General features: G+C 62.5%; 16 protein-coding genes. 7 read left to right on the plus strand and 9 right to left on the minus strand.

The features are described from left to right. The first annotated feature begins 54 nt into the window (after positions 1 to 54). A complete protein-coding gene (locus tag I2G40_RS06305) occupies positions 55 to 1680 on the plus strand; it encodes an ATP-binding protein (protein ID WP_195544511.1) in 1626 nt (541 codons plus the stop codon). Between the two features lie 4 nt (positions 1681 to 1684). Next, the gene (locus I2G40_RS06310) at positions 1685 to 2398 is read left to right on the plus strand and encodes a response regulator (protein WP_055286278.1); all 714 of its coding nucleotides are present in this window, start codon (positions 1685 to 1687) and stop codon (positions 2396 to 2398) included. Between the two features lie 94 nt (positions 2399 to 2492). On the opposite strand, the gene rlmKL is transcribed toward I2G40_RS06310, so the two are convergent. Further along, positions 2493 to 5060 (minus strand): bifunctional 23S rRNA (guanine(2069)-N(7))-methyltransferase RlmK/23S rRNA (guanine(2445)-N(2))-methyltransferase RlmL, encoded by a 2568-nt coding sequence (rlmKL, locus tag I2G40_RS06315; RefSeq protein WP_195544512.1) that lies wholly within the window; start codon positions 5058 to 5060, stop codon positions 2493 to 2495. A gap of 75 nt (positions 5061 to 5135) precedes the next feature. On the opposite strand from rlmKL, the gene I2G40_RS06320 reads away from it, so the two are divergent. Together I2G40_RS06320 and I2G40_RS06325 are read left to right on the plus strand one after the other, a co-directional pair. After that, positions 5136 to 5963 (plus strand): HAD-IIB family hydrolase, encoded by an 828-nt coding sequence (locus I2G40_RS06320; protein WP_195544513.1) that lies wholly within the window; start codon positions 5136 to 5138, stop codon positions 5961 to 5963. A 193-nt stretch (positions 5964 to 6156) separates the two neighbouring features. Continuing rightward, on the plus strand, positions 6157 to 6861 hold the full coding sequence (locus I2G40_RS06325; protein WP_229090685.1) for a transaldolase: 705 nt from the start codon (positions 6157 to 6159) through the stop codon (positions 6859 to 6861). A 225-nt stretch (positions 6862 to 7086) separates the two neighbouring features. Here I2G40_RS06325 and I2G40_RS06330 read toward each other — a convergent pair whose 3' ends face one another. The 4 genes from I2G40_RS06330 to I2G40_RS06345 all read right to left on the minus strand — a co-directional run bounded on the left by I2G40_RS06330 (position 7087) and on the right by I2G40_RS06345 (position 12959). After that, entirely contained in the window at positions 7087 to 9234 is a 2148-nt protein-coding gene (locus I2G40_RS06330; protein ID WP_195544515.1) for a Tex family protein, read from the minus strand. 411 nt (positions 9235 to 9645) lie between these two features. Further along, positions 9646 to 10686 (minus strand): Gfo/Idh/MocA family protein, encoded by a 1041-nt coding sequence (locus I2G40_RS06335; protein ID WP_195544516.1) that lies wholly within the window; start codon positions 10684 to 10686, stop codon positions 9646 to 9648. Positions 10687 to 10755: 69 nt separating this feature from the next. Further along, a complete protein-coding gene (locus I2G40_RS06340) occupies positions 10756 to 12012 on the minus strand; it encodes an MFS transporter (RefSeq protein WP_195544517.1) in 1257 nt (418 codons plus the stop codon). A gap of 65 nt (positions 12013 to 12077) precedes the next feature. Then, the gene (locus I2G40_RS06345) at positions 12078 to 12959 is read right to left on the minus strand and encodes an SDR family NAD(P)-dependent oxidoreductase (protein ID WP_195544518.1); all 882 of its coding nucleotides are present in this window, start codon (positions 12957 to 12959) and stop codon (positions 12078 to 12080) included. Positions 12960 to 13191: 232 nt separating this feature from the next. Between I2G40_RS06345 and I2G40_RS06350 the strand changes: the two genes are divergently transcribed. Then, complete coding sequence (locus tag I2G40_RS06350) at positions 13192 to 14070, plus strand: LysR family transcriptional regulator (protein WP_324252575.1); 879 nt, start codon at positions 13192 to 13194, stop codon at positions 14068 to 14070. Between the two features lie 16 nt (positions 14071 to 14086). Here I2G40_RS06350 and I2G40_RS09770 read toward each other — a convergent pair whose 3' ends face one another. From I2G40_RS09770 to I2G40_RS06370, 4 genes are all read right to left on the minus strand, one after another. After that, positions 14087 to 15178 carry a GGDEF domain-containing protein gene (locus tag I2G40_RS09770; protein ID WP_324252576.1) on the minus strand — a complete coding sequence of 364 codons (1092 nt, stop codon included), beginning with the start codon at positions 15176 to 15178 and terminating at the stop codon, positions 14087 to 14089. A gap of 533 nt (positions 15179 to 15711) precedes the next feature. After that, positions 15712 to 17631 (minus strand): ABC transporter ATP-binding protein, encoded by a 1920-nt coding sequence (locus tag I2G40_RS06360; protein WP_195544520.1) that lies wholly within the window; start codon positions 17629 to 17631, stop codon positions 15712 to 15714. After that, positions 17624 to 19447, minus strand: a complete 1824-nt coding sequence (locus tag I2G40_RS06365) for an ABC transporter ATP-binding protein (protein ID WP_195544521.1) — start codon at positions 19445 to 19447, stop codon at positions 17624 to 17626. The genes I2G40_RS06360 and I2G40_RS06365 overlap by 8 nt, the downstream gene beginning before the upstream one ends. Then, positions 19440 to 19943: a MarR family winged helix-turn-helix transcriptional regulator gene (locus tag I2G40_RS06370; RefSeq protein ID WP_195544522.1), complete on the minus strand. Its 504-nt coding sequence runs from the start codon at positions 19941 to 19943 to the stop codon at positions 19440 to 19442. The genes I2G40_RS06365 and I2G40_RS06370 overlap by 8 nt, the downstream gene beginning before the upstream one ends. A gap of 211 nt (positions 19944 to 20154) precedes the next feature. Between I2G40_RS06370 and I2G40_RS06375 the strand changes: the two genes are divergently transcribed. After that, entirely contained in the window at positions 20155 to 20979 is an 825-nt protein-coding gene (locus tag I2G40_RS06375) for a PfkB family carbohydrate kinase (protein ID WP_195544523.1), read from the plus strand. Continuing rightward, a complete protein-coding gene (locus I2G40_RS06380) occupies positions 20972 to 21301 on the plus strand; it encodes a TIGR04076 family protein (protein WP_215693954.1) in 330 nt (109 codons plus the stop codon). The genes I2G40_RS06375 and I2G40_RS06380 overlap by 8 nt, the downstream gene beginning before the upstream one ends. Positions 21302 to 21305: the final 4 nt, after the last annotated feature.

Raw genomic sequence — 21305 nt, forward strand, 5'->3', positions numbered from 1 at the left:
AGGTGCCTGTCCCTTTGTGGTGGTTTTTGTTTTTGAGAGAGGGGCGGGACGCTGATGGACGTCCGTACGGACGGCGATATTGCCGATAGCTTTTGGTGGCGGCGCACAACGCTGACGCGCCGCACTCCTCTGTATGACGCCTGCGTATCGGTGGGGCTGCTGGTCGCGGCGACGATTGTGGGCGCGCTACTCGACCATCCGGGTCTCGCGCCGAGCATCATGATCGTCTATGTGTTCGCCGTTCAGCTGTGCGCATTCTTTACCTGGAGTCGCCTGTATTGCTTGCTGAGCTCGGCTGCCGCCGTGGCGCTCTACAACTTCTTGTTTGTCGACCCGCGCTACTCGCTGTCGCTTATCGACCGCGGCTATCCCGGCATGTTCTTCATCATGTTCGTGGTCTCGCTTGTGTCGAGTTCGATTGCGTTGGCCCTGCGCCGCGCCTTGGCACAGGCTGCCGCCAGCGATCGCCGCACACATATGGTGCTCGAGACCAACCGCATGCTGCAGCGGTGCGCCGATCAGCATCAGATCGTTCACGCCATGGCCACGCAGCTGGCGCGTCTTTCGGGCTGCCCTGTCGTGTGGTACAGCGCCGACGCCGAGGGCGATGACCTGCTGCCGCGCGCGACTTACACGGCCGTGGGCGATGCCGCACCGGTGCACGAACTGGCGCCGCAGATGCCGCCTCGGCTCTCGGCGTCCGCCTATGTGGGAACGCCGCTCGACGCCACGTTTGGCGGCTCGGCGTTTTATGGCATCTACCTGACGGTTCGCACAGGCGACGGCTTCGCGCGCTCGGGCGATCCCGCCTCGGTGGTGGGCGTGCTGGCTATCGTTGCCGAGCCCGACGTGCTGACGCATGAGGAGCGGACACTTGCCGATGCCATCGTGAGCGAAGGCGAGCTGGCGCTCGATCGCGCCCGCGCCATGGAGGCCCGCGAGGAGGCGGCGGTGCTTGCCAAAAATGAGCAGCTGCGCGCCAACCTGCTGCGCTCCATCTCGCATGACCTGCGCACGCCGCTCACCAGTATTTCGGGCAATGCCGATGTGCTGCTCGACCAGGGCTCGACCGGCACCGCCGTGCTCGACGCCCAGACGCGCCGCGGCCTGCTCCTGTCCATTCGCTCGGATGCGCAATGGCTCAACGCCACCGTCGAGAACCTGCTCGCCATCACCAAGCTCGAGGGCGGCGGTATGCGCCTGTCGACCACGCTCGAGCTCATGGACGATATCGTGGAGGAGGCGCTGCGCCACGTGAACCCTGCCGTGCGCGAGCACGACCTTAAGGTGGTGGCGTGCGATGAGCCGGCGCTCGTCAACGTCGATGCGCGCCTGATGGTGCAGCTGGTGGTCAATCTGGTGAACAACGCCATCACCTATACGCCCGCAGGCTCGCATATCATGATTTCGATTAGCGTCGACGATGGACGCGTGGCGTGCTCGGTGGCCGATGACGGCCCGGGCATTGCGCCCGAGGACCGCGAGCGAATCTTTGAGTCGTTCTACACCGCCAACCACGGTCTTGCCGACAGCCATCGCAGCGTGGGCCTGGGTCTTTCGCTTTGCCGCTCCATTGCGCTGGCGCATGGCGGTAGCATAGAGGTTGCCGCGGCGGACCCGCACGGCTCGGTCTTTACGATTGAGCTTCCCGTCGCCGACGTTTCGTTTGATAAGGAGTAGCGCCGTGCCGAACTCTGCCGTAAAACCGCTCATCTTGGTCGTTGAGGACGACCCTGCCGTTCGCAATCTTATTGTTGCTGCGCTCGAGGCGCACGGCTTGCGCCATATGGCCGTGGAGACCGCCCATGCCGCCATCGCCGCCGCCTCGTCGCAGACGCCGAGCATTGTGCTGCTCGATCTGGGCCTGCCCGATATGGACGGCGTCAAGGTGGTGGAGTCGGTGCGCGCATGGTCGGGCATGCCGATTATCGTGGTCTCGGCGCGCAGCGAGGATGCGGACAAAATCCGCGCGCTCGATGCCGGTGCTGACGACTATCTGACCAAGCCGTTTTCGGTCGAGGAGCTGCTCGCGCGTATTCGCACGACGCTCAGGCGCCTTTCGTATGCGCAAACGGGCGGTGTTGCCTCCGAGGGCTCGTTCGATACCGGTGAGCTGCATATCGATTTTGATGCCGGCATCGCCACGATGGATGGCGAGGAACTGCATCTGACGCCGATCGAGTATAAGCTCCTGTGCCTGCTGGCACACAACGCCGACAAAGTGCTGACGCACCAGTTTATCCTGCACGAGATTTGGGGCACGGCAACTAAGAGCGACCTGGCGAGCCTGCGTGTCTTTATGGGCACGCTGCGCAAGAAGATCGAGTCCGATCCCGCGCATCCGCGCTATATTCAAACGCATGTGGGTATCGGTTACCGATTGGTCACCCAAGGCTAGATCGCCGGCCACCATCCCACTATGAGTTGCGGTGAAATACGGTCTATATTTGCCTAATTCCAGGCAAAACAGTCCGTATTCCACCGCAACTTTGTTATTTGCCTTTGGGCTTGCTGGCGTAGAACTTCTTCTTTTTGAGCTTGCCGGCAGGAGAGGGTTTGCCGGCAAAGTTCGACTTGCCGTTGCCGGCCTGCGCGTGCGCGGGTACTGCCGCACGGGGCTTGCGGGCCTCGGGATTGCGCAGTTCCTCGGTTCGCTCTGCAATCTCCTCGGCGCTAAAGCCGACCTCGGCCATGGCATCCTCGATGGGCAGGCGGCGCACGATATAGCAGTGGTGCACCTTCTGGTTGCGCGCGAAGTCCTCGGGGATGGTCTGTGCCGTAATGTCCTCCAGCACCACGCCCGCGCGTGCGAGCTTGCGCGTTTCGGGGCGGAAGCCGCGCAGGTTGCAGCTAAAGATGGCATGGCCGCCCTGTGCGAGCAGGCGCGACACGCCGGCCAAAAGCTCAACATGGTCGCGCTGGACATCCCAGGTGCGACGGCCCATCTTGGACGAGTTCGAGAACGTGGGCGGGTCGACAAAGATCAGGTCCCAGCGGTTGCGCGTCTGGCGCTGGTCGCGAATCCAGGCGAGCACGTCGTCGCGCACAAAATGATGCTGCGGACCCACAAAGCCGTTCTGGCGCATATTGCGCTCGGCCCAGTCCAGATAGGTGTTGGAGAGGTCGACCGTCACAGTCTCCTCGACGCCGCCGTCTGCCGCATAGCAGGTGGCGGTGCCGGTGTAGGCAAACAGGTTGAGGAAGCGGCGCGCCTGCTTGGCGTGCTCGCGCACCAGGTTGCGGGTGACGCGGTGATCCAGGAAGATGCCGACGTCCAGATAGTCGTCAAAGTTGACGGCAAAGGTAAGGCCGCCCTCTTCGATAAGCGGCAGACGACGGCGTGCGATATTGGCTCGCTCGCCTGATGCGCCCTTACCGGCGCCCTGCTTGCCGTACTGCGAGCCGCCGCGCGAACGCATGCGGGCCTTGGCGTGCACGTGTTCGGCGGGAACATCTAGGATGCGCGGCGCGATGGCCAGAATGTCGAGCATACGGGCCTGGGCCAGTGCGGGGTCGATGGTCTTGGGCGCGGCGTATTCGGCGATGACGAGCCAGCGGCCCGGCGTCTGCGGGCAGCCCTCGTACAGATCGATGGCGGCGGAGTAATCGGGCAGGTCGGCATCGTAGACGCGGTAGCAGCTCACGCCCTCGCGCTTTGCCCACTTGCGACGCAGGCGTGCGTTCTTGCGCAGGCGGTTGGCGAACTGCTCGGATTCGGGGATGAGCACGGGCAGCGGCTTGCCGTCGCCCAGGTCGAGCGTGGCGGCAGGCTCGGGCATGGGAGTGCCGGCGGCGTTGTCGTTGACTTCGTCGGCATCCGTGACCTCGGCCTCGGCATCCGCACTGGTCGCAGCCTCAAAAGCTGCGGCGGCGTGGTCGAGCGAAGGCCAGACTTCGACGGTCGCCTCCTCGTTGTTGGGCATGACGGCGATCGAGCACTCGGGCTCGGCGTGGAGCGCGCGGGCCAGCAATCCATCGCGGGTAAGCGCGGCGACCGGCGCCGCGGCAAGCTCGGGCGCGCGGCGCAGCTCGCCGACCAGCGTCATGGCGTCGTGCATGAGCGAAAGCGGTGTCTCGGTCGTATCCGCGACCACGGCGGCACCGGCGACGGCGCCCGCGTGGTCCAGCACGGTGGCGGATTTGGCGGCGCAAAAATCGACAAAGCGCTTGTAGCCGGCGCACTTGACCATGCGCTCAGCGGTCTTGCGAGCGGCGGGGTCAACATCCACGGCCACGATGCGTGCCTGGCGCTCGCGTGCTGCCGCCTCGCGCTCGCGTTCCTCGGTAAGCAGCTGCTCCCACAGAGCGGCGTCGTGCAGCTGCCAGCCCTCAAAGCCCCAGCACTCGCGTGCGGCGCCCGGGGCGCGGTCAGTCAGAATGTTCACGGCCTCCAGCAGCAGGCCGCCGCCGGCGCACGAGGCATCGACCAGCGTGGGCAGGGCCTCGTTCTCGTAGTCGTCGGCCGTCAGCTCGCGCTCGCACAGTGCGGTCCAGCCGACCTGCGCCAGCACCAGGGCGGCGTAGTCGGGGCGCAGCACGTGCGCGCCCTCGCCGGCGCGGGTCGCTGCGGGCGGCAGGCGTTTGAACAGCGGGTCGCCCGAAAGGTCCAGGCTGATGCTCGCGTGGCGCTGGCGCAGCGAAAGCAGCAGGTGAACATCGGGATCGGCGGCGTCGACATCGGCGCGACGGCCCGTGGTCTCGGCCAGGCGGTCGCACAATGCGTCCTTGGCGCGCAGGGCCGAGAAGCGCGTGTTGCGCAGCTGCTCGGTCACGCCGCGGGCGGTGATGGCGATGGTGGCGCCGGGGCGAACAATGCCCTCCCAGGCGATGTCGTAAACGCTATCGTACAGTTCATCGGCATCCTGCGCCTCAAAGCGCCCGAGTACCACGAACACACGGCTCGCCAGGCGCGACCACAGACAGGCGCGGTAGCCTTCTTCGAGCTCGCCCTCAAATGTAGCGCGGCCCTTCAGCCGGCGAACATGCGAAAGCCCGAGGCGTTTAAGCTCATCGGCGAGTGCGGACTCAAAGCCCTCGGGGCAGCTTGCGTAAAATTCCATGGGTGACCTCTCTGGTTGCGTCGCTCCATTATATGATGGATACTTCGTTTACTCTCGCCCCCGAAAGGAACCCATATGATTGATGCGTGCCCCGATTCCGCCGTGCTCTTTTTTGACGTGGACGGCACGCTGACGTCGTTCGATCCCGACAACATGACCGACAAGGACTTTTCGGCGGTTCACCCCTCGCAGGCGGTCGTCGAGGCGTTTCATCGTCTGCGCGACGCGGGACACCAGGCATTTATCTGCACGGGTCGTCCCTTGTGGCTGATTGCCGATGGCCTGCGCGCGCTGAACCCGGCGGGTGTCGTTGCCATGGCGGGAGCGACGCTCGAGGTCGAGGGCCGCGTGGTACACGAGGACTGCTTTGATGAGGACGTTATCGAGGAGCTGGCACGCCGTATGGCCGCGGCAGGGATTGAAGCCTTTTTCGAGACCAACGTGGCTACCTTTGCCCTGGAACCCGCGGGTGTTGAGCAGCCGTCTCTGATCGGCACTTCTGTGGTGCACAGCGCCGAGGAGATGCGCGTCGACGGCCGTCTGCGCGTGGGCAAGGTGTGCATCGTCGCGAGCTACCTGGCTCGCGTAGCCAACGATGACGGCTTTATCGATCGCGAGTTTGAGCTGTGCAACACCGGTGGTCAGAATCGCGAGCTGAGCCCCAAGGGCATTGACAAGGGCGTGGGCGTGGCGCGAGCGCTGGAATACCTGGGTCGCACCGGCAACGCGCGCACCTTTGGCTTTGGCGATTCCGGCAACGATCTGGGTATGCTCGCCGCTGTCGAGACGGCCGTGGCCATGGGCAACGCCATGCCCGAGGTCAAGGCGCTCGCCGACTACGTGACTGATGATGTCGCACACGACGGCACCGTCACAGCGATGCAGCATTTCGGCCTCATCTAATGAATCCCGCGTTCTGACGTTTGCCCAAACTGCGACTCTTTGCTTTTACATGCTCAATCGATTTATCAATCCAAACACTGAGGTGTTTATACCGTTCGCCGAGAAGATAAAAAACCGCAGCTCACGCCTTGATAAACGTAGGTAAAGTGTTTAGCAGTTTATCGGCCGTATGCTAACGAAAGGAATCAGGCAGATGGCAATCAAGGTGTTCGCTGACGGTGCAAACCTCGAGGGCATGCTCGACATGTACGAGAACGGCAACGTTCAGGGTTTCACGACCAACCCGTCCCTTATGAAGAAGGGCGGCGTGACGGATTACCGTGCGTTTGCCAAAGAGGTCTTGACCCACATCACCGATGTGTCCGTCTCGTTTGAGGTCTTTGCCGACGACGTCGAGACCATGGAGGTCGAGGCGCGCGAGATCGCTACCTGGGCCGAGAACGTCTACGTCAAGATTCCGTGCGTGACCACCAAGGGCGAGTCAACCGCCGAGCTGGTGCGCAAGCTTTCGGCCGACGGCATCAAGGTCAACGTCACCACCATCTTTACGCCTAAGCAGGTTGACGAGATGCTCGAGGCCGTTGACACCGAGACGCCGTCCATCATCTCGCTCTTTGCCGGCCGCATCGCCGACACCGGCGTCGACCCCATTCCGTTTATGACGGAGTCGGTCAAGAAGGCCGCCATCAAGCCCAACTGTGAGGTCCTGTGGGCGTCCACGCGCGAGCTCATCAACATTTACCAGGCAGAAGCCTGCGGTTGCCAGATCATTACGGTGCCCAACAGCATCCTGGCCAAGCGCAAGAACATCGGTCGCGACCCGTACGAGGTCTCGCTCGACACCGTCCGCGGCTTTGCCAAGGATATCGCGGCGCTCGGTTTCCATATCCTGCCGTAAGCAAGGGTACCCCCGCCTGCGCCGTGCAAAATTGAGAGTATTCAGCAAGGTAAAGGTCTTTATCAGTTAACCGAAGCATGGAACGGCCCCCGTTTTGGCTCTGACGACGCTAAAACGGGGGCTGTTTTTTGCTTTTTCGTCTCTGAGGGGCATCCGGAACGGTGGAATTTGCAGAATACTCGCGATTTTGCACATCGCTACAGGGGGTACCTTTGCTTTGGCGGTTTACTTGCCCTGCACCATGGTGAGCGAGATCTTCTTGCGGTCGCGATCGACCTTTTCGACCCACACCTTGACCGTGTCACCGACGCGCACGACGTCGCTGGGGTGCTTGACAAAGCGGTTGGCCAGCTTAGAGATATGTACGAGGCCGTCCTGGTGCACTCCCACGTCGACGAAGGCGCCAAAGTCGACGACGTTGCGCACCGTGCCCTTGAGTTCCATGCCGGGTTCCAGATCGTCGATGGAAAGTGCCGAGCGGCTAAAGACCACCTCGGGCGCGTCGTCGCGCGGGTCGCGGCCGGGCTTCTTGAGCTCGTTGACGATGTCGATGAGCGTGAGGGTGCCGCAGTCCAGGTCGCTTGCCAGCGTCGAGATGCTGCCCAGACGGCGCTCGATGTCGGGTACGCCGCCGCGGCTAAGCTCGCTTGCCGCCACGCCTGCGCGCTCAAGGACGGCCGTGGCTACCTCGTAGCTCTCGGGGTGGACGCTCGTCGCGTCGAGCGGGTTCTTACCGCCGCTGATGCGCAGGAAGCCCGCGGCGTTGAGATATGCCTTGGGCCCCAGCTTGGGGACCTTCTTAAGCTGGCGGCGATCGGTAAAGGCGCCGTTTTCCTCGCGGTAGGCCACGATGTTCTTGGCCACGCTCGGCGTGATGCCCGATACGTATCCCAGCAGGCTCGCGCTCGCGGTATTCACGTCGACGCCCACGCGGTTGACGACGTCCTCCACCACATGGCCCAGGGTGTGCGAAAGCTCGGCCTGGTCAAGGTCGTGCTGGTACTGGCCAACGCCGATGGACTGGGGCGGGATCTTGACGAGCTCTGCCAGCGGGTCCTGTAGACGGCGGCCCAGGCTCATGGCGCCACGCACGGTGACGTCCAGATCGGGATACTCCTGGCTGGCGAGCTCGGAGGCGGAGTACACCGATGCGCCGGCCTCGTTGACGATGGTGTATCGCAGCTCAGGCGCCTGCTCGGCGATGAACTCCGAGACGACTTCCTCGGTCTCGCGGCTGGCGGTGCCGTTGCCGATGACGATGGTGTTGACGCTGTCCTTTTTGACGAGGCGGGCGAGCTCGCGCTTGGTGCCGGCGACGTCGTGGCGCGGCTTGGTGGGATAGACCACGCCGTGGTCGAGCAGCTTGCCGGTCTCGTCCATGACGGCGACCTTGCAGCCGGTGCGGTAGCCCGGATCGAGCGCGAGCACGCGGGCGCCGCGCACGGGGCGTGCCGAGAGCAGGCCCTCGAGATTCTTGGCAAAGACATTGATGGCCTCGGTCTGCGCACGGACGGTGAGTTTGGCGCGGGCCTCGCGCTCCAGCGAGGGGGCCATGAGGCGCTTGTAGCCGTCGGCGATGGCGGCGTCAAAGACGGGCGCGAAGACGCCCTGGCGTCGGGGCCAACGGCTGCCGAGGCGTGCCGTGGCGGCGGCGCCGTCGACGTTCACGCGCACGCGGAGCTTGCCCTCGCGCTCACCGCGGTCGATAGCCAGCACGCGGTGGTTGGGTATACGGCGCAGCGGCTCATCATAGCTGTAGTACGGCTCGTAGGGGGTCTTCTCGGTGGGGTCGGTGGCCTCGACGACGATGTCTGCGGTGTTTTGCGTAAAGGCACGCAGGTCGGCGACGTTCTCGGGGTCCTCGGCCACCGTCTCGGCCACGATGTCCGCCGCGCCGGCGAGCGCCTTCTCGGGCGTGTCGAAGCCGGCTTCCTCGTTGACGTATGCCGCGGCGGCGTCGAGCGCGCTGCCCTTGGCCGAGGCCTGCATGATGACCATGTTGGCAAGTGGCTCCAGGCCTGCCTCGCGGGCCTTCTGTGCGCGGGTCATGCGCTTTTTGCGGTAGGGCTTGTAGAGGTCCTCGACACGCTGGAGCTGCGTGGCCTCGCGAATTTGCTGTTCGAGCTCGGGCGTAAGTTTGCCCTGGGCGTCGATGAGCAGAATGACGTCCTCTTTGCGCTGTTCAAGATTGCGCAGGTAGGACAGGCGCTCGTCGAGTGCGCGCAGGGCGACGTCGTCCATTCCGCCTGTGGCTTCCTTGCGGTAGCGCGAGATAAAGGGGATGGTGTTGCCCTCGTCGATGAGCTTGACGGCTGCCTCGATGTTGGCGGCCTTAAGGTTGAGCTCGTGGGCGAGCTGGGCGATAAGATCCATGGGACTCCTTGCGTTTAAGGTGCGTTTGCAGCACAGGGCTACCAAGGATACCACCCGTTTCAAAAGACTGTTTTGGGCCCGCGCCACGAAAACGACCTATCTACTACGTTTGAACCGTATGGGTCGACCATCCCCCGGTTTTCCGAGAATGCGCAAGCCGTCTACCTGCGCTTTTGATTTTAGGAAATTCGGCATGGTTGAGGGCGGTCGGTTAAACGTAGTAGATAGGCCCATTTCGTGGCGAACGAATCAAGCCGAGGTGCAAAATAGCCCCCGCCCCAGAAAAATCGTCGGCAAGGTAGCAAAATGCCCCGCGGGCAGGAGGCTGCTCGCGGGGCAAAGAAGAGGGGCTTGTTGGTGACGGACCGAAGGGTTCGGCATGGGGTTTCTGCCGCGGTCGCTCTTAAGGCATTACAGCTCGACGAGCTGGCCGGTCTCGGCGGCCTCCTTGATAGCGTTGAGAAGCGTGAGCGTCTTAACGTTGTCGGCGGGGGTCACGACGGGCTCGACCTCGCGGCGGACAACCTTCACAAAGTGCCTGAGCTGCATCTTGTGCGGCAGTGCCGGGTCGACGGCCGGAATCTCCATCTGCAGCGGCTTGTGCCAGTTGGAGGCGCCGTCGTAGGAGAACTGGTGCAGGCGGGGCAGCGACAGGGCGCCCTTAGTGCCGCCGATAAAGTAGGCGTCGGCGTCGAAGGGGCGGTACTGCGGGTCCTCGCGAGCGGTTGCCTCCCAGTTCCAGGGGCTGGCGGTGGCGTCGGAGATGGTCATGCTTGCGAGCGCGCCATCGGCAAAACGGACGTTGACCACGGCGGAGTCCTCGGTCTCAAAACCGCGGGCGGCGCTGGACTGCATACCCTGGACGGCAACGGGCTCGCCCAGCAGGTAGCGGAGCAGGTCGACGTCGTGCACCAGGTTGACCAGGATCGGGCCGGCACCCTTCTTGCGGCGCCATTCGACATCGAAGTACTCGTCATTCTTATAGATCATGTAGTGGAAGCTCGACACGGTGAGCTTGCCCAGCTCGCCGGACTCGATGATCTCCTTGGCCTTGTTGACGAAGGGGTTGTGGCGACGGTGCTGACCCACGAGCACGGGCACGCCGGCGGTCTCGGCCTCGGCAGCGAAAGCCTGGGCATCCTCCAGGTCGTTGGAGATCGGCTTTTCGACCAGCGGCACGATATTGCGCTTCACAGCCTCGCGGGCAACGCCCAGGTGCAGGTCGTTGGGCGTGGCGATGATGACGGCCTCGGGCTTAACCTCGTCCATCATCTGGGCGGGATCGGTGAAGAACGGCACGCCGGCGGCCTCAGCCGTGGCGCGGGCGCCCTCAAAGGCGTCGGCGATGGCGACGAGCTCGGCCTCGGGCTCCTCGGTGACAAAGCGGATGTGGTTGCGGCCCATGGCGCCGGCGCCGATAACGGCAATGCGGACGGGGTTGAGCTCAGACATTTCGACTCCTTAATACTGGTGACCGGTGGAATGCGACAAAGGGACTGTCCCTTTGTCGCATCGGTAAAACTAGGCGGACTTCTTCTTGCTGTCGGAGACCATCATGTAGACGGTGAGCACGACGGCGATGGCGGCGATCACAATGGCGCCGTAGAAGGACTGCTGGTAGGCGGCGCTGCCGGCCTCGGCATGATACAGCACGGCGGTGATGGGCTGGCTGATCCAGGTGGAAGCGGCATAACCCAAAAACATGATGCCGTAGTTGACGCCGATGTTGCTGGTACCAAAGGCGCCACCGGTGAGCGGCGGGTAGATGACGAGCAGGGCGCCAAAGCTAAAGCCGAGCAGAGCGAGCGCCACAAAGAACATGGCCTGCGTAAAGCTCATCGACATGATGACGAGTGCGACGATGGTGACGACAAGGCTGATGAGCAGCGACTTATAGGCGCCGAGCTTGTCGATGATCTGACCAAAGGACAGACGGCCAACCAGGTTGGCGCAGGTGTTGACGGAGACGACCACGCCGCCGAGGGCGACGGCCGCGGCGCTCGTGGGGTCGGTGAAGAGCTGGACGGCGGCGATGGAGGCAACCTTGCCGACGAGCAGGGTGCCCGCGGTGGCGGCAAAGGCGAAGGTGACGATGAGGACCCAGAAACGCGGGGTCTTGACCATCTCGCCCGGGGTGAGGTCACCGAAGGTGCCGGCGTGCGCACCGCCCTTGGGGGCCTCGAAGCCCTCGGGCAGCCAACCGGCCTCGGGGGCCTTCAGGAACAGGGCGGAGACGGCGATCATCACAAAGAAGATGACTCCGAGCGCCTTAAGGGCGCCAAAGATGCCCAGGCTCGGGATGAGCAGCGAGGCGAGCACCGGGGACAGCACGGCGGGACCGGCGGTCGAAGCGGCCAGGGTGATGCCGGAGGCGAGACCCTTCTTGTCGATGAACCACTTTTGGCCGGTGGTGAGCGCCGGATTGTAGCCCAGGCCGTTGCCGATGGCGGCGACAAGCGAGAACCACAGGTAGAACTGCCACGGCTCGGTGACGGTGCCGGACATGAACCAGCCCAGGCCGTAGCACACGGCGGCGGCGATCACGACGTTGCGCGGGCCGATCTTATCGGAGATGCGGCCGGCGAAGATGCCCGTCACGGCCATGATGGTCTGAAAGACCGGGAAAGCCCAGGTAAGGGCGCTCGACCACTCGGGGTAGACGGCGAGCAGGTTCTTGCTCACGACGGAATACAGCGCGATGGAGCTGATGAAGAACATGGTGACGCACGCGGCGGAAAGCACGACGGCGCGACCCTTGTTAAAGTTGGTGGAAGCCATTGGACTCTTTCTGATCGATACGGGGGAGGAGCGGGCGTGTCCGCGGGCCTCCCTGTTAGGTTGGTTTACTGGTCAGTCGGCTTGGCGACGCCGGACTCATCGGACCAGAGCTCGACACCCTTGTTCTTAAGGTAGTTGTCGGCATAGGCGCGACGGCCGCCGGGCTTGGCGGTGAGGTCGCCCATCATGTTGGAGAAGCCGCCGTCGACCTTGATGGCGTCGCCGGTGGTAAAGTCCGAGCGCTTGGACGCCAGGAACATGACGGCGTTGGCGATATCGCTGACCTCGCCGATGCGGCGCGTGGCGATCAGGCGGCTGCGGCTCTTTTCGACCTCGGGGTCGGCGTAGAAGTTGGCCGACATCGGGGTCTTAACGAAGCAAGGCTCGACGCAGTTGGAGCGGACGCCGTAGGGGCCCCACTCGGCGGCGAGCATCTTGGACATCATGTTGACGCCGGCCTTGGTGGAGCTGTACACGCCCGAGAACGTCTCGGGGGAGTGGCTGGCAACGGTCGAGATGTGCACCAGGCGGCCCTGGCCGGCCTTGATCATCTCGCGACCAAAGCGCTGCGAGGTGATGAAGTAACCGGTGAGGTTGACGTTGAGCACCTGCTCCCAGTCGCTCAGCGGCAGGTCCTCCATGGCGGCGAAGCGCAGGATGCCGGCGGTGTTGACGAGGACGTCGACGCGGCCGAAGTCGGTGATGGTGGCGTCGACGGCGGCCTGAACCTCGGCCTCATCGGTGGCGTTCATCTTGTAACCCTCGGCGTGGATGCCAAACTCGGCGGCGAGGTCGGCGGCTGCGGCCTTGACCTTTTCCTCGTCCAGGTCGAGCAGGACGACGTTGGCGCCGTTGCGGGCGAACTCGCGGCAAATCTCGACGCCCATACCGCCGAGCGCGCCAGTCACGGCGCAGACATCGCCCTCGAGCTTAAGCCAATTGCTCATAGGAACTTCCCTTCTTGTGCCTCCCGGTGGGTCGCTCCCATTAACCGACCCACGTGGTTTTCGCTGGTTATCGTATGCTTTGCATTTGCGCAGGTGAATTGCATATTTGTTAGAATGGCGTTAACCGTAGGTTTATACTGTGCGATGCAGTTTTTCTCAATCGAGCGCGTGACCTGCCAAAACGACCCCCTGTGGCGCCATGCGTTCACAGGCGCGAAAACGGGAGATTGACGTGTACGATCGACGACTCGAGGCCATATCGGCCGCCGCGGAGCTGGGAAGCTTCTCACGTGCGGCGGCAAAATTGCGCGTGTCGACCCCGGCGCTCGTCAAACAGGTGTCGGGTTTCGAGGCCGAGTTTGGCATCACGTTGTTCGAGCGCTCGCATTCGGGTGTTAAGGTGACGCCGGCGGGCGCTCTGCTGGTGGACGACGCGCGCTCGATCATGCGGCAGTCCGAGGACGCGCTGCGCCGCGCCCGACGCGCGGCGGGCGATGGCGGTGCCGTGCGCCTGGGCGTGTCGATGATGTGCCCGGGGCGCCAGACGCTGTCGATGTGGTCGGGCATCCACGATCTGGAGCCATCGCTGCGCTTCGAGATCGTGCCGGTAAGCGACCTCTATGACGAGCGCGAATCCGTCATGCGCAGCCTTGGTCGCGAGGTGGATGTGGTGCAGTCGAGTTTTTCGACACCGCGCTGGGGCGACACCTGTCAAAAGCTCCGCATCGTTAACGTGCCGTTTTATATCGACCTGCCGCGCACGAGCCCGCTGGCGCGCACGACACGCATTACGGTTGCCGACTTGGAGGGCATGCGCCTGCGCGTGCTCCGCCACGGCAACGACGCCATGGACAGTCTGCGTATCGACCTTTTGGCCGACGGCGGTGTGGACGTGATCGATGTGGATAGCTTCGACTTTGCGCTCTTTAACGAGGCGGAGGAAAAGGGCGACGCGGTGCTCACCTGCGGGGCGTGGTCGGGGGTGCACCCGGCCTTTGTGGGCGTGCCGTTCCTATGCGGTCGCGAGGTGCCAGTCTTTCTGCACTATCCGCTCGAGCCCACCCTCCAAGTCCAAAAATTCGTCAACGCCATGGCACAACTTCTCAAATAGCTCATTTGGGACGGGTTTAGCGGTCCTCGCGTTGCAGCCCGGCTGCCTCAGCTGTCTTTACGCGGTTCTTGTCGATGTACATGTTTTTGTCGGCCTGGGAAAAGAGCTCGCGCATCGTAGGCGGTTCATCAAAATCACTGGAAAGCGCGTAGCCCACTGCATAGCTGATAGGCATGTCGGGATGAGCCTCGGAATGCTCGTTCACGTTCGCACGAACCCGAGCGAGACAGGACTCCACGGCAGCTCGATCGGCATCCCGCAGCACCGCGATAAACTCATCGCCACCGTCGCGGCCCACAAAGCAGGTCTCGGACGCCACGCACCCCAGCTGCTGGGCAAAAGAACGGATGTATTCGTCGCCCTTCTCGTGGCCGAAGTTGTTATTGACCGTATGCAGATTGTTAAGGTCGAAGACGCACACCGCAACGGGCGCCTCCGCGGAGACAGGCCGCTCCTGCCCCAAGATCTCCTTGCACTTGTTCTTGTTGGGCAGTCCCGTGGCTTCGTCGAGATAGACTTTGCTCTGCAGCTCTCGGTTGAGCGCGGCAGTGCGCACCGCGCGAACAAGTTCGACCGCAAAGGTCGCCACCAAGCCCACGATGTCGATGATCACCAAGCCCTCGAGATAGTTGAGCGCCGACGCCTTCTCCTGAGAGTAGTCCTCTGCGAGTCGCGTAGCATCGTCGCAAATGCCAAAGAACTCCTCGCTCATGGAGATGATGTCGGTGTTCTCATAGCCGACTTCGCGCACGCGGATGATCTCGGTGCAAAGCTCATCAAAATAATTTGCAAGCTCGGTCATCTTTGCCTGATACTCATCGTCGTCGAGACGGACGAGATTGAGGTCGTCGCTTCCGTAGCGCAAGCCGTTAATGTATGAATCCACGGCCTTGAGCAGGTCGTCTTGTGACTGGCCTGCGTCCTCGAGCTTCACGATGCGCTGCGTGGTGCCGCGTATCAGGCCGGCGTAGTTGACCACACGCGCCGTGCCCTGGATATCGGAGACGAGCAGCATAACATTGATGAAGAAGAAGATGAGAACTGCCGTGAGCACCATCATGAGCAGGCGCACCGCCTGGCCGGCCTTCTTGGCGACAGAAGTATTCACAAGTTCACTCCCCTAAATGACAAAAGAACAGGTAGCACGCAGTGTGCTGAAATTCATGGGTGGTTAACTCTACCATATGGGCCAGCAGCCTCAAACTGCAGCAGACGCTCGTCCAAATTGGCGTGACGCTTGCCTTGTTGTTCTTGACCTGGCCGCGCTATCGGACATGCTTCTGGTCTTGGATCACCATGGGAAAGCTCATCCCGTTTTGTGCGTCTAGAGTGGGATGCGGCTTCCCAAAGGTGCCGTTAGGGGAAATCACATCCCGGTTTACTCCCTTGAAATGGGATGCCGTTTCCCGGAGGGGGTCCAGCGGGAAACGGCATCCCATTTTGGGCCCGAAAAGTGGGATACGGTTTCCGGCCGGCATGAATAAAGCCTCCGCAGCTCGTGTGGCTGCGGAGGCTTTATTCGTTGCGGTGCATTGTGTTTGGGTCGTTGAGATGAGTCGATTTGCCCCGAAAGAGGAGGGCATTGACCTTAGGGTCATGCCCGACGAATGAGCGGCAAATCGGCCATCTCGGCGAGCCGAACTACTCCAGCTCAAACGCTCCGGTATAGAGCTGGTAGTAATACCCGCGCTTGGCAATCAGCTCGTCGTGGTTGCCGCGCTCGATGATGCGGCCGTGATCCAGACAGATGATCGCGTCGGAGTTGCGCACGGTGGACAGGCGGTGCGCGATGACAAACGTCGTGCGGCCTTCCATGAGCTTGTCCATGCCGGCTTGCACGATGGCCTCGGTGCGGGTATCGATGCTCGACGTGGCCTCGTCCAGGATCATCGCCGGCGGATCGGCGACGGCGGCGCGTGCGATCGAGATCAGCTGGCGCTGGCCCTGCGACAGCTGGGCGCCGTTGCCGGTGAGCATCGTGTCGTAGCCGTCGGGCAGGCGGGTGATAAAGTCGTCCGCGCCGGCGAGCTTTGCTGCCGCGATGCACTCCTCGTCGGTGGCATCCAGATTGCCGTAGCGGATGTTATCCATCACGGTGCCGGTGAACAGGTTTACGTCCTGCAGCACCACGCCCAGCGAGCGGCGCAGGTCTGCCTTGCGGATCTTGTTGACGTTGATGCCGTCGTAGCGAATCTTGCCGTCGGCGATGTCATAGAAGCGGTTGATGAGGTTGGTGATGGTCGTCTTACCGGCACCGGTGGCGCCGACAAACGCGACCTTCTGGCCCGGCTTGGCAAACACGGACACGCCGTGCAGCACCTCGTGGTCGGGCGTGTAGCCAAAGTCGACGTTGTCCATGACCAGGTCGCCACGCAGCGGCACGTACTCGATCTCGCCGGTTGCGCGGTGCGGATGTTTCCACGCCCACATGCCGGTGTGGTGGTCGGCCTCCTCGAGCTGCCAGGTGTCGGGGTTGACCTGCGCGTTGACGAGCGTCACATAGCCTTCGTCGGCTTCGGGCTCCTCGTCGATGAGCTCAAAGATGCGGTCGGCGCCGGCGAGGCCCATGACCACGGCGTTGATCTGCTGCGAGATCTGACCGATCTGTCCGCAGAACTGCTTGGTCATGTTGAGGAACGGCACTACGACGGCGATGGACAGCGTCATGCCCGAGATGCTCAGATTGGGCACGCCCAGCGCCAGGAAAATGCCGCCTGCCAGTGCGACCAGCACGTAGAGCAGGTTGCCCAGGTTCATAAGGATAGGCATGAGGATGTTGGCGTACATGTTGGCCTTCTGCGAGACCTCGAAGAGCTTTTCGTTGCGCTCGTCAAAATCGGCCTCGGCGGCAGACTCGTGGCAGAATGCCTTGACGACCTTCTGGCCGTTCATGACTTCCTCGATATGGCCCTCGACCACGCCGAGCTCGGTCTGCTGCGCAATGAAGAAGCGCGCGGAGTTGGAGCCGAGCAGCTTGGTCATAAAGGTCATAAAGGCGACGCCGGCCACAATGACCAGGCACATCCACACGCTGTAGTACAGCATGATAAAGAACACCGTGACGATGACGATGGTCGTCATGAGCAGGTTGGGCAGCGACTGGCTGATCATCTGGCGCAGCGTGTCGATGTCGTTGGTGTAGTGGCTCATGATGTCGCCGCGCTGATGCGTGTCGAAGTAGCGAATCGGCAGGTCCTGCATACGGTTGAACATCTTCTCGCGCAGCTTCTCGAGCGAGCCCTGCGTGACGATGGCCATGGCGCGGTTCCAGAAGAGCGAAGACAGGATGCCGATGCCGTAGATGCAGGCGAGGGTGGTCACGAGCTGTGCGATCTTGGGCTGTGCGGCTTCCCAATCGCCCGACTGCCACGATTCGCTAATAATCTGCAGAGCGCTCTGAAGGAAGGTCGCACCGATGGAGTTGATGATGGCGCAGAGCACCACGCCGACAACGACGAGGGGCAAAAGCACGGGGTAGAAGCCAAAGAGCGTCTTGATGAGGCGCGACATGGTGCCGCCCTTGCGGTTGCGCGCGCGCTCGGCGGTAGCTGCCTTACTCATGCGCCTCGCCTCCTTCCTGGATCTGAGCTTGCGGTGCGGATGCCTCGGTGTCGGCTGCGGCGGTCTCGGCCGCCTCCTCGCCCTCGGCACTCATCTTATTTTGCGAGGTAAAGGTCTCGCGGTAGATCTCGCTCGTCTTGAGCAGCTCATCGTGGTTGCCGATGTCCTTGATGCGGCCGCCCTCCATGACGATGATGCGGTCGGCGTCCTGCACGGAGCTGATGCGCTGGGCGATGATGAGCTTGGTCGTGTTGGGCAGGTAGCTCGCCAGGCCCTCGCGGATCTTGGCGTCGGTCTTGGTGTCGACGGCGCTCGTGGAGTCGTCCAGGATCAGAATCTTGGGGCGACGCAGCAGGGCGCGCGCGATGCACAGGCGCTGCTTCTGGCCGCCGGAGACGTTGGAGCCGCCCTGCTCAATCCAGGTGTCGTAGCCCTTGGGGAAGCCGTCGACAAACTCGTCGGCGCAGGCCAGATGTGCGGCCTCGCGGACCTCCTCGTCGGTGGCGTTTGGGTCGCCCCAGCGCAGGTTCTCGGCGATGGTGCCGCTAAACAGCACGTTTTTCTGCAGGACCATGGCTACCTGGTGGCGCAGCGCGTCCAGGTCGTAGTCGCGCACGTCCACGCCGCCGACGCGCACGGTGCCCTCCGTGACATCGTACAGGCGGGCGATCAGGTTCACGAGCGTCGACTTGGCCGAGCCGGTGCCACCGATAATGCCGATGGTCTCGCCGCTCTTAATATGCAGGTCGATATCGTCGAGCGCCTGGCGGCGGGCATGCTCGGAATACTTAAAGCTCACGTGATCGAAGTCGATGGAGCCGTCGGCAACCTCGTGCACGGGCTCGGTCGGGTTGGCGATCGTGGGCTCGGCGGCTAGCACCTCGGTAATGCGGTGCGCCGACTCGTCTGCCATGGTTACCATGACAAAGATCATCGACAGCTGCATTAGGCTCATGAGGATCTGGAAGCCGTAGGTAAAGATGGAGGAGAGCTGGCCCACGTCGAACAGGGTGCCCTGGCTCGTGATGATGAGCTTGGAGCCCAGGTAGATGATGACGACGAACGCGCCGTTGACGCAGATGTTCATCATGGGGTTGTTGAAGGCGAGCAGCTTCTCGGCGCGGGTGAAGTCCATCTGGACGTCGCGCGCGGCGGTGGCGAACTTCTCCTTCTCGTAGTCCTGGCGCACGTAACTCTTGACCACGCGCATGCCGGTGACGTTTTCCTCGACGGACTCGTTAAGGGCGTCGTACTTGTGGAACACGCGCGAGAAGATGGGGCGCACCTTAAAGATGATAAAGAACAGCCCAAAGCCCAGCAGCGGAATGATGACCAGGTAGACCATGGCGACGCTGCCGCCCATGGCGTATGCCATGGTAAAGGCAAAGACCAGCACCAGCGGCGAGCGCACGGCGATGCGGATGAGCATCATAAAGGCCTGCTGCACGTTGTTGATATCGGTGGTCAGGCGCGTGACGAGTGAGGAGCTCGAGAACTCATCGATGTTGGCAAAGCTGAACGTCTGGATCTTGTAGAACAGGTCGTGACGCAGGTTCTTGGCAAAGCCGCAGCTGGCATGGCTGCAGGTGACGCCGGCAGCGGCGCCAAAAGCAAGCGATGTTAGCGCGATGAGTACCAAAAAGCCGGCGGTGGGCAGCATCTCGGTAACGGTGGCGCCGTCTTTGATGGCATCGATCAGGTTGGCGGTGATAAATGGAATCAGCATCTCGCAGAGCACCTCGCCAAGCACGAGCAATGGCGTGGCAACGGTGACTTTCATATAGTCGCGGATGCTTCCCATGAGGGTTTTAATCATCCAGTTCCTCCCAGGTTACACGGATTTTCTCGAGCATTTCGGCGAGCTGCTCGCGCTCGTCGTGGGTGAGCGCGCTAAAGGCCTGCTCTCTAAAGCGGATGCGGGCCGCCTGCTCAACGCGGGCCTTTTCCCATCCCGCATCGGTCAGGCGGATGGTGAGCTGCCGACGGTCTTTGGGATTGCGACTGCGCTCGATAAGACCGCCCAGTTCGAGCTTGGACAGAATCTCGGAAAGGGACCCCGGCTTGAGGTCGAAGTGCATGCCGAGCTCCTGTTGGGACAGCTCGCCGGTCGGCTGCTTGGCGAGTAGGCAGACAATAGGCGCCTTGCCAGATATGCCGCCGCCGTGAAAATGCATGTAATGGCCGCAAAACCCCAGCCCATGGAGGATTCTCTTGGCGAGACGGTCCTCCTTGGACTGAGTCTCGGGCTCGTCTACCGGCTGCGAGGGGTCGTCGCCGGGTTCATGCGGATGGGCGTGTGGTTCAACACACATATCTAATCTTCGCTCCTTTCTTTAGTTAGGTAGTGGAATTGTTTTGTGCCTAACTAATCTAGGAGCATGAGAAATGAATGTCAAGGTACCAAACTAGTGGTTACGCGGTTTTACCAAACCGCGTAACGGCTCGACGCTGCAAACGCTCCCTGCGCTACACTTAGTCGCACTGTGGCGCTGCTGCGCCGTGCCCGAACCAAGGGAGACCCTCATGAAGAACACTCAGCTGCTGCTGATCAACGATATGTGCGGCTACGGCAAGGTTGCGCTTTCCGCCATGCTGCCGGTGCTGTCGCACATGGGCTACCGTATCCATAACCTGCCGACGGCACTTGTGTCCGATACGCTCAACTATCCCAAGTTCTACATCCACGACACCACGGAGTACGTGCGCCAAAGCCTCGCTATCTGGGAGGAGCTCGGCTTTGAGTTCGACGCCATCTCGACCGGCTTTATCGTGACCGAGGAAGAGACGCGCATCATTTCGGACTTCTGCCACCGCTGCGCGCAAAAGGGCACTAAGGTTTTCGTCGATCCCATCATGGGCGACAACGGCAAGCTCTACGCCGGCGTGCCCGAGTCCACGATCGGTCTCATGCGCAGCCTGCTCGAGTGCGCCGACTATGCGGTGCCAAACTACACCGAGGCGTGCCTGCTTACCGATGCGCCCATTGCCGAGCAAATCATGCCCGATGAGGGCCGTGCTCTTGTGGATGCCGTGCGTGCCCTGGGCGCCAAGTCGGTGGTCATTACGAGCGCTGTGGTCGACGGTGCGAATGTCGTCATCGGTTACGACCATGTGGCGGGGGGGTACTTTACGATTCCCTTCGACCTGATCCCGGTCTACTTCCCGGGCACGGGCGACACGTTCTCGGCGGTGCTCGTCGGCCGCGTGATGGCCGGTTGGAGCCTGCAGCGCGCAACGGCCGATGCCATGCGTGTGGTGGCTGAGCTTATCGAGCGCAATGCCGACCAAGAGGACAAGTCCGCCGGCCTGCCCATCGAGGCCTGCCTGGATGTGATTGACCATGAGTAATGCTGGCGAGGGCGGCATCAAGCCTGCGGGCGATAACAAGCCGCTCGGCGCGCCGCGTGGCAAGCGTCCGCGTATCCGCGTGAGCTGCGTGGACCAGCTGGGTGCGTGCCGCTGCCACCATGGTCACAAGCCGGGCGACGTTTTTGACTTCGACCGAGACCGCGGCAAGATGTGCGCCATGGCCTGCCATGTGGGCTTTCCCTATATCGATATCCTGCGCTATGGCGGAACTGTGCCTGGCAACGAGCCCGGTACGGCAAAGTTCTGCTGCCCCGAGGTCGATACGCTGAACGTCTGGCTTGCCGAGATCGTTGACGAGTAGTCGA

The sequence above is a fragment of the Collinsella aerofaciens genome, assembly GCF_015558785.1.
Taxonomy (GTDB): domain Bacteria; phylum Actinomycetota; class Coriobacteriia; order Coriobacteriales; family Coriobacteriaceae; genus Collinsella; species Collinsella aerofaciens_P.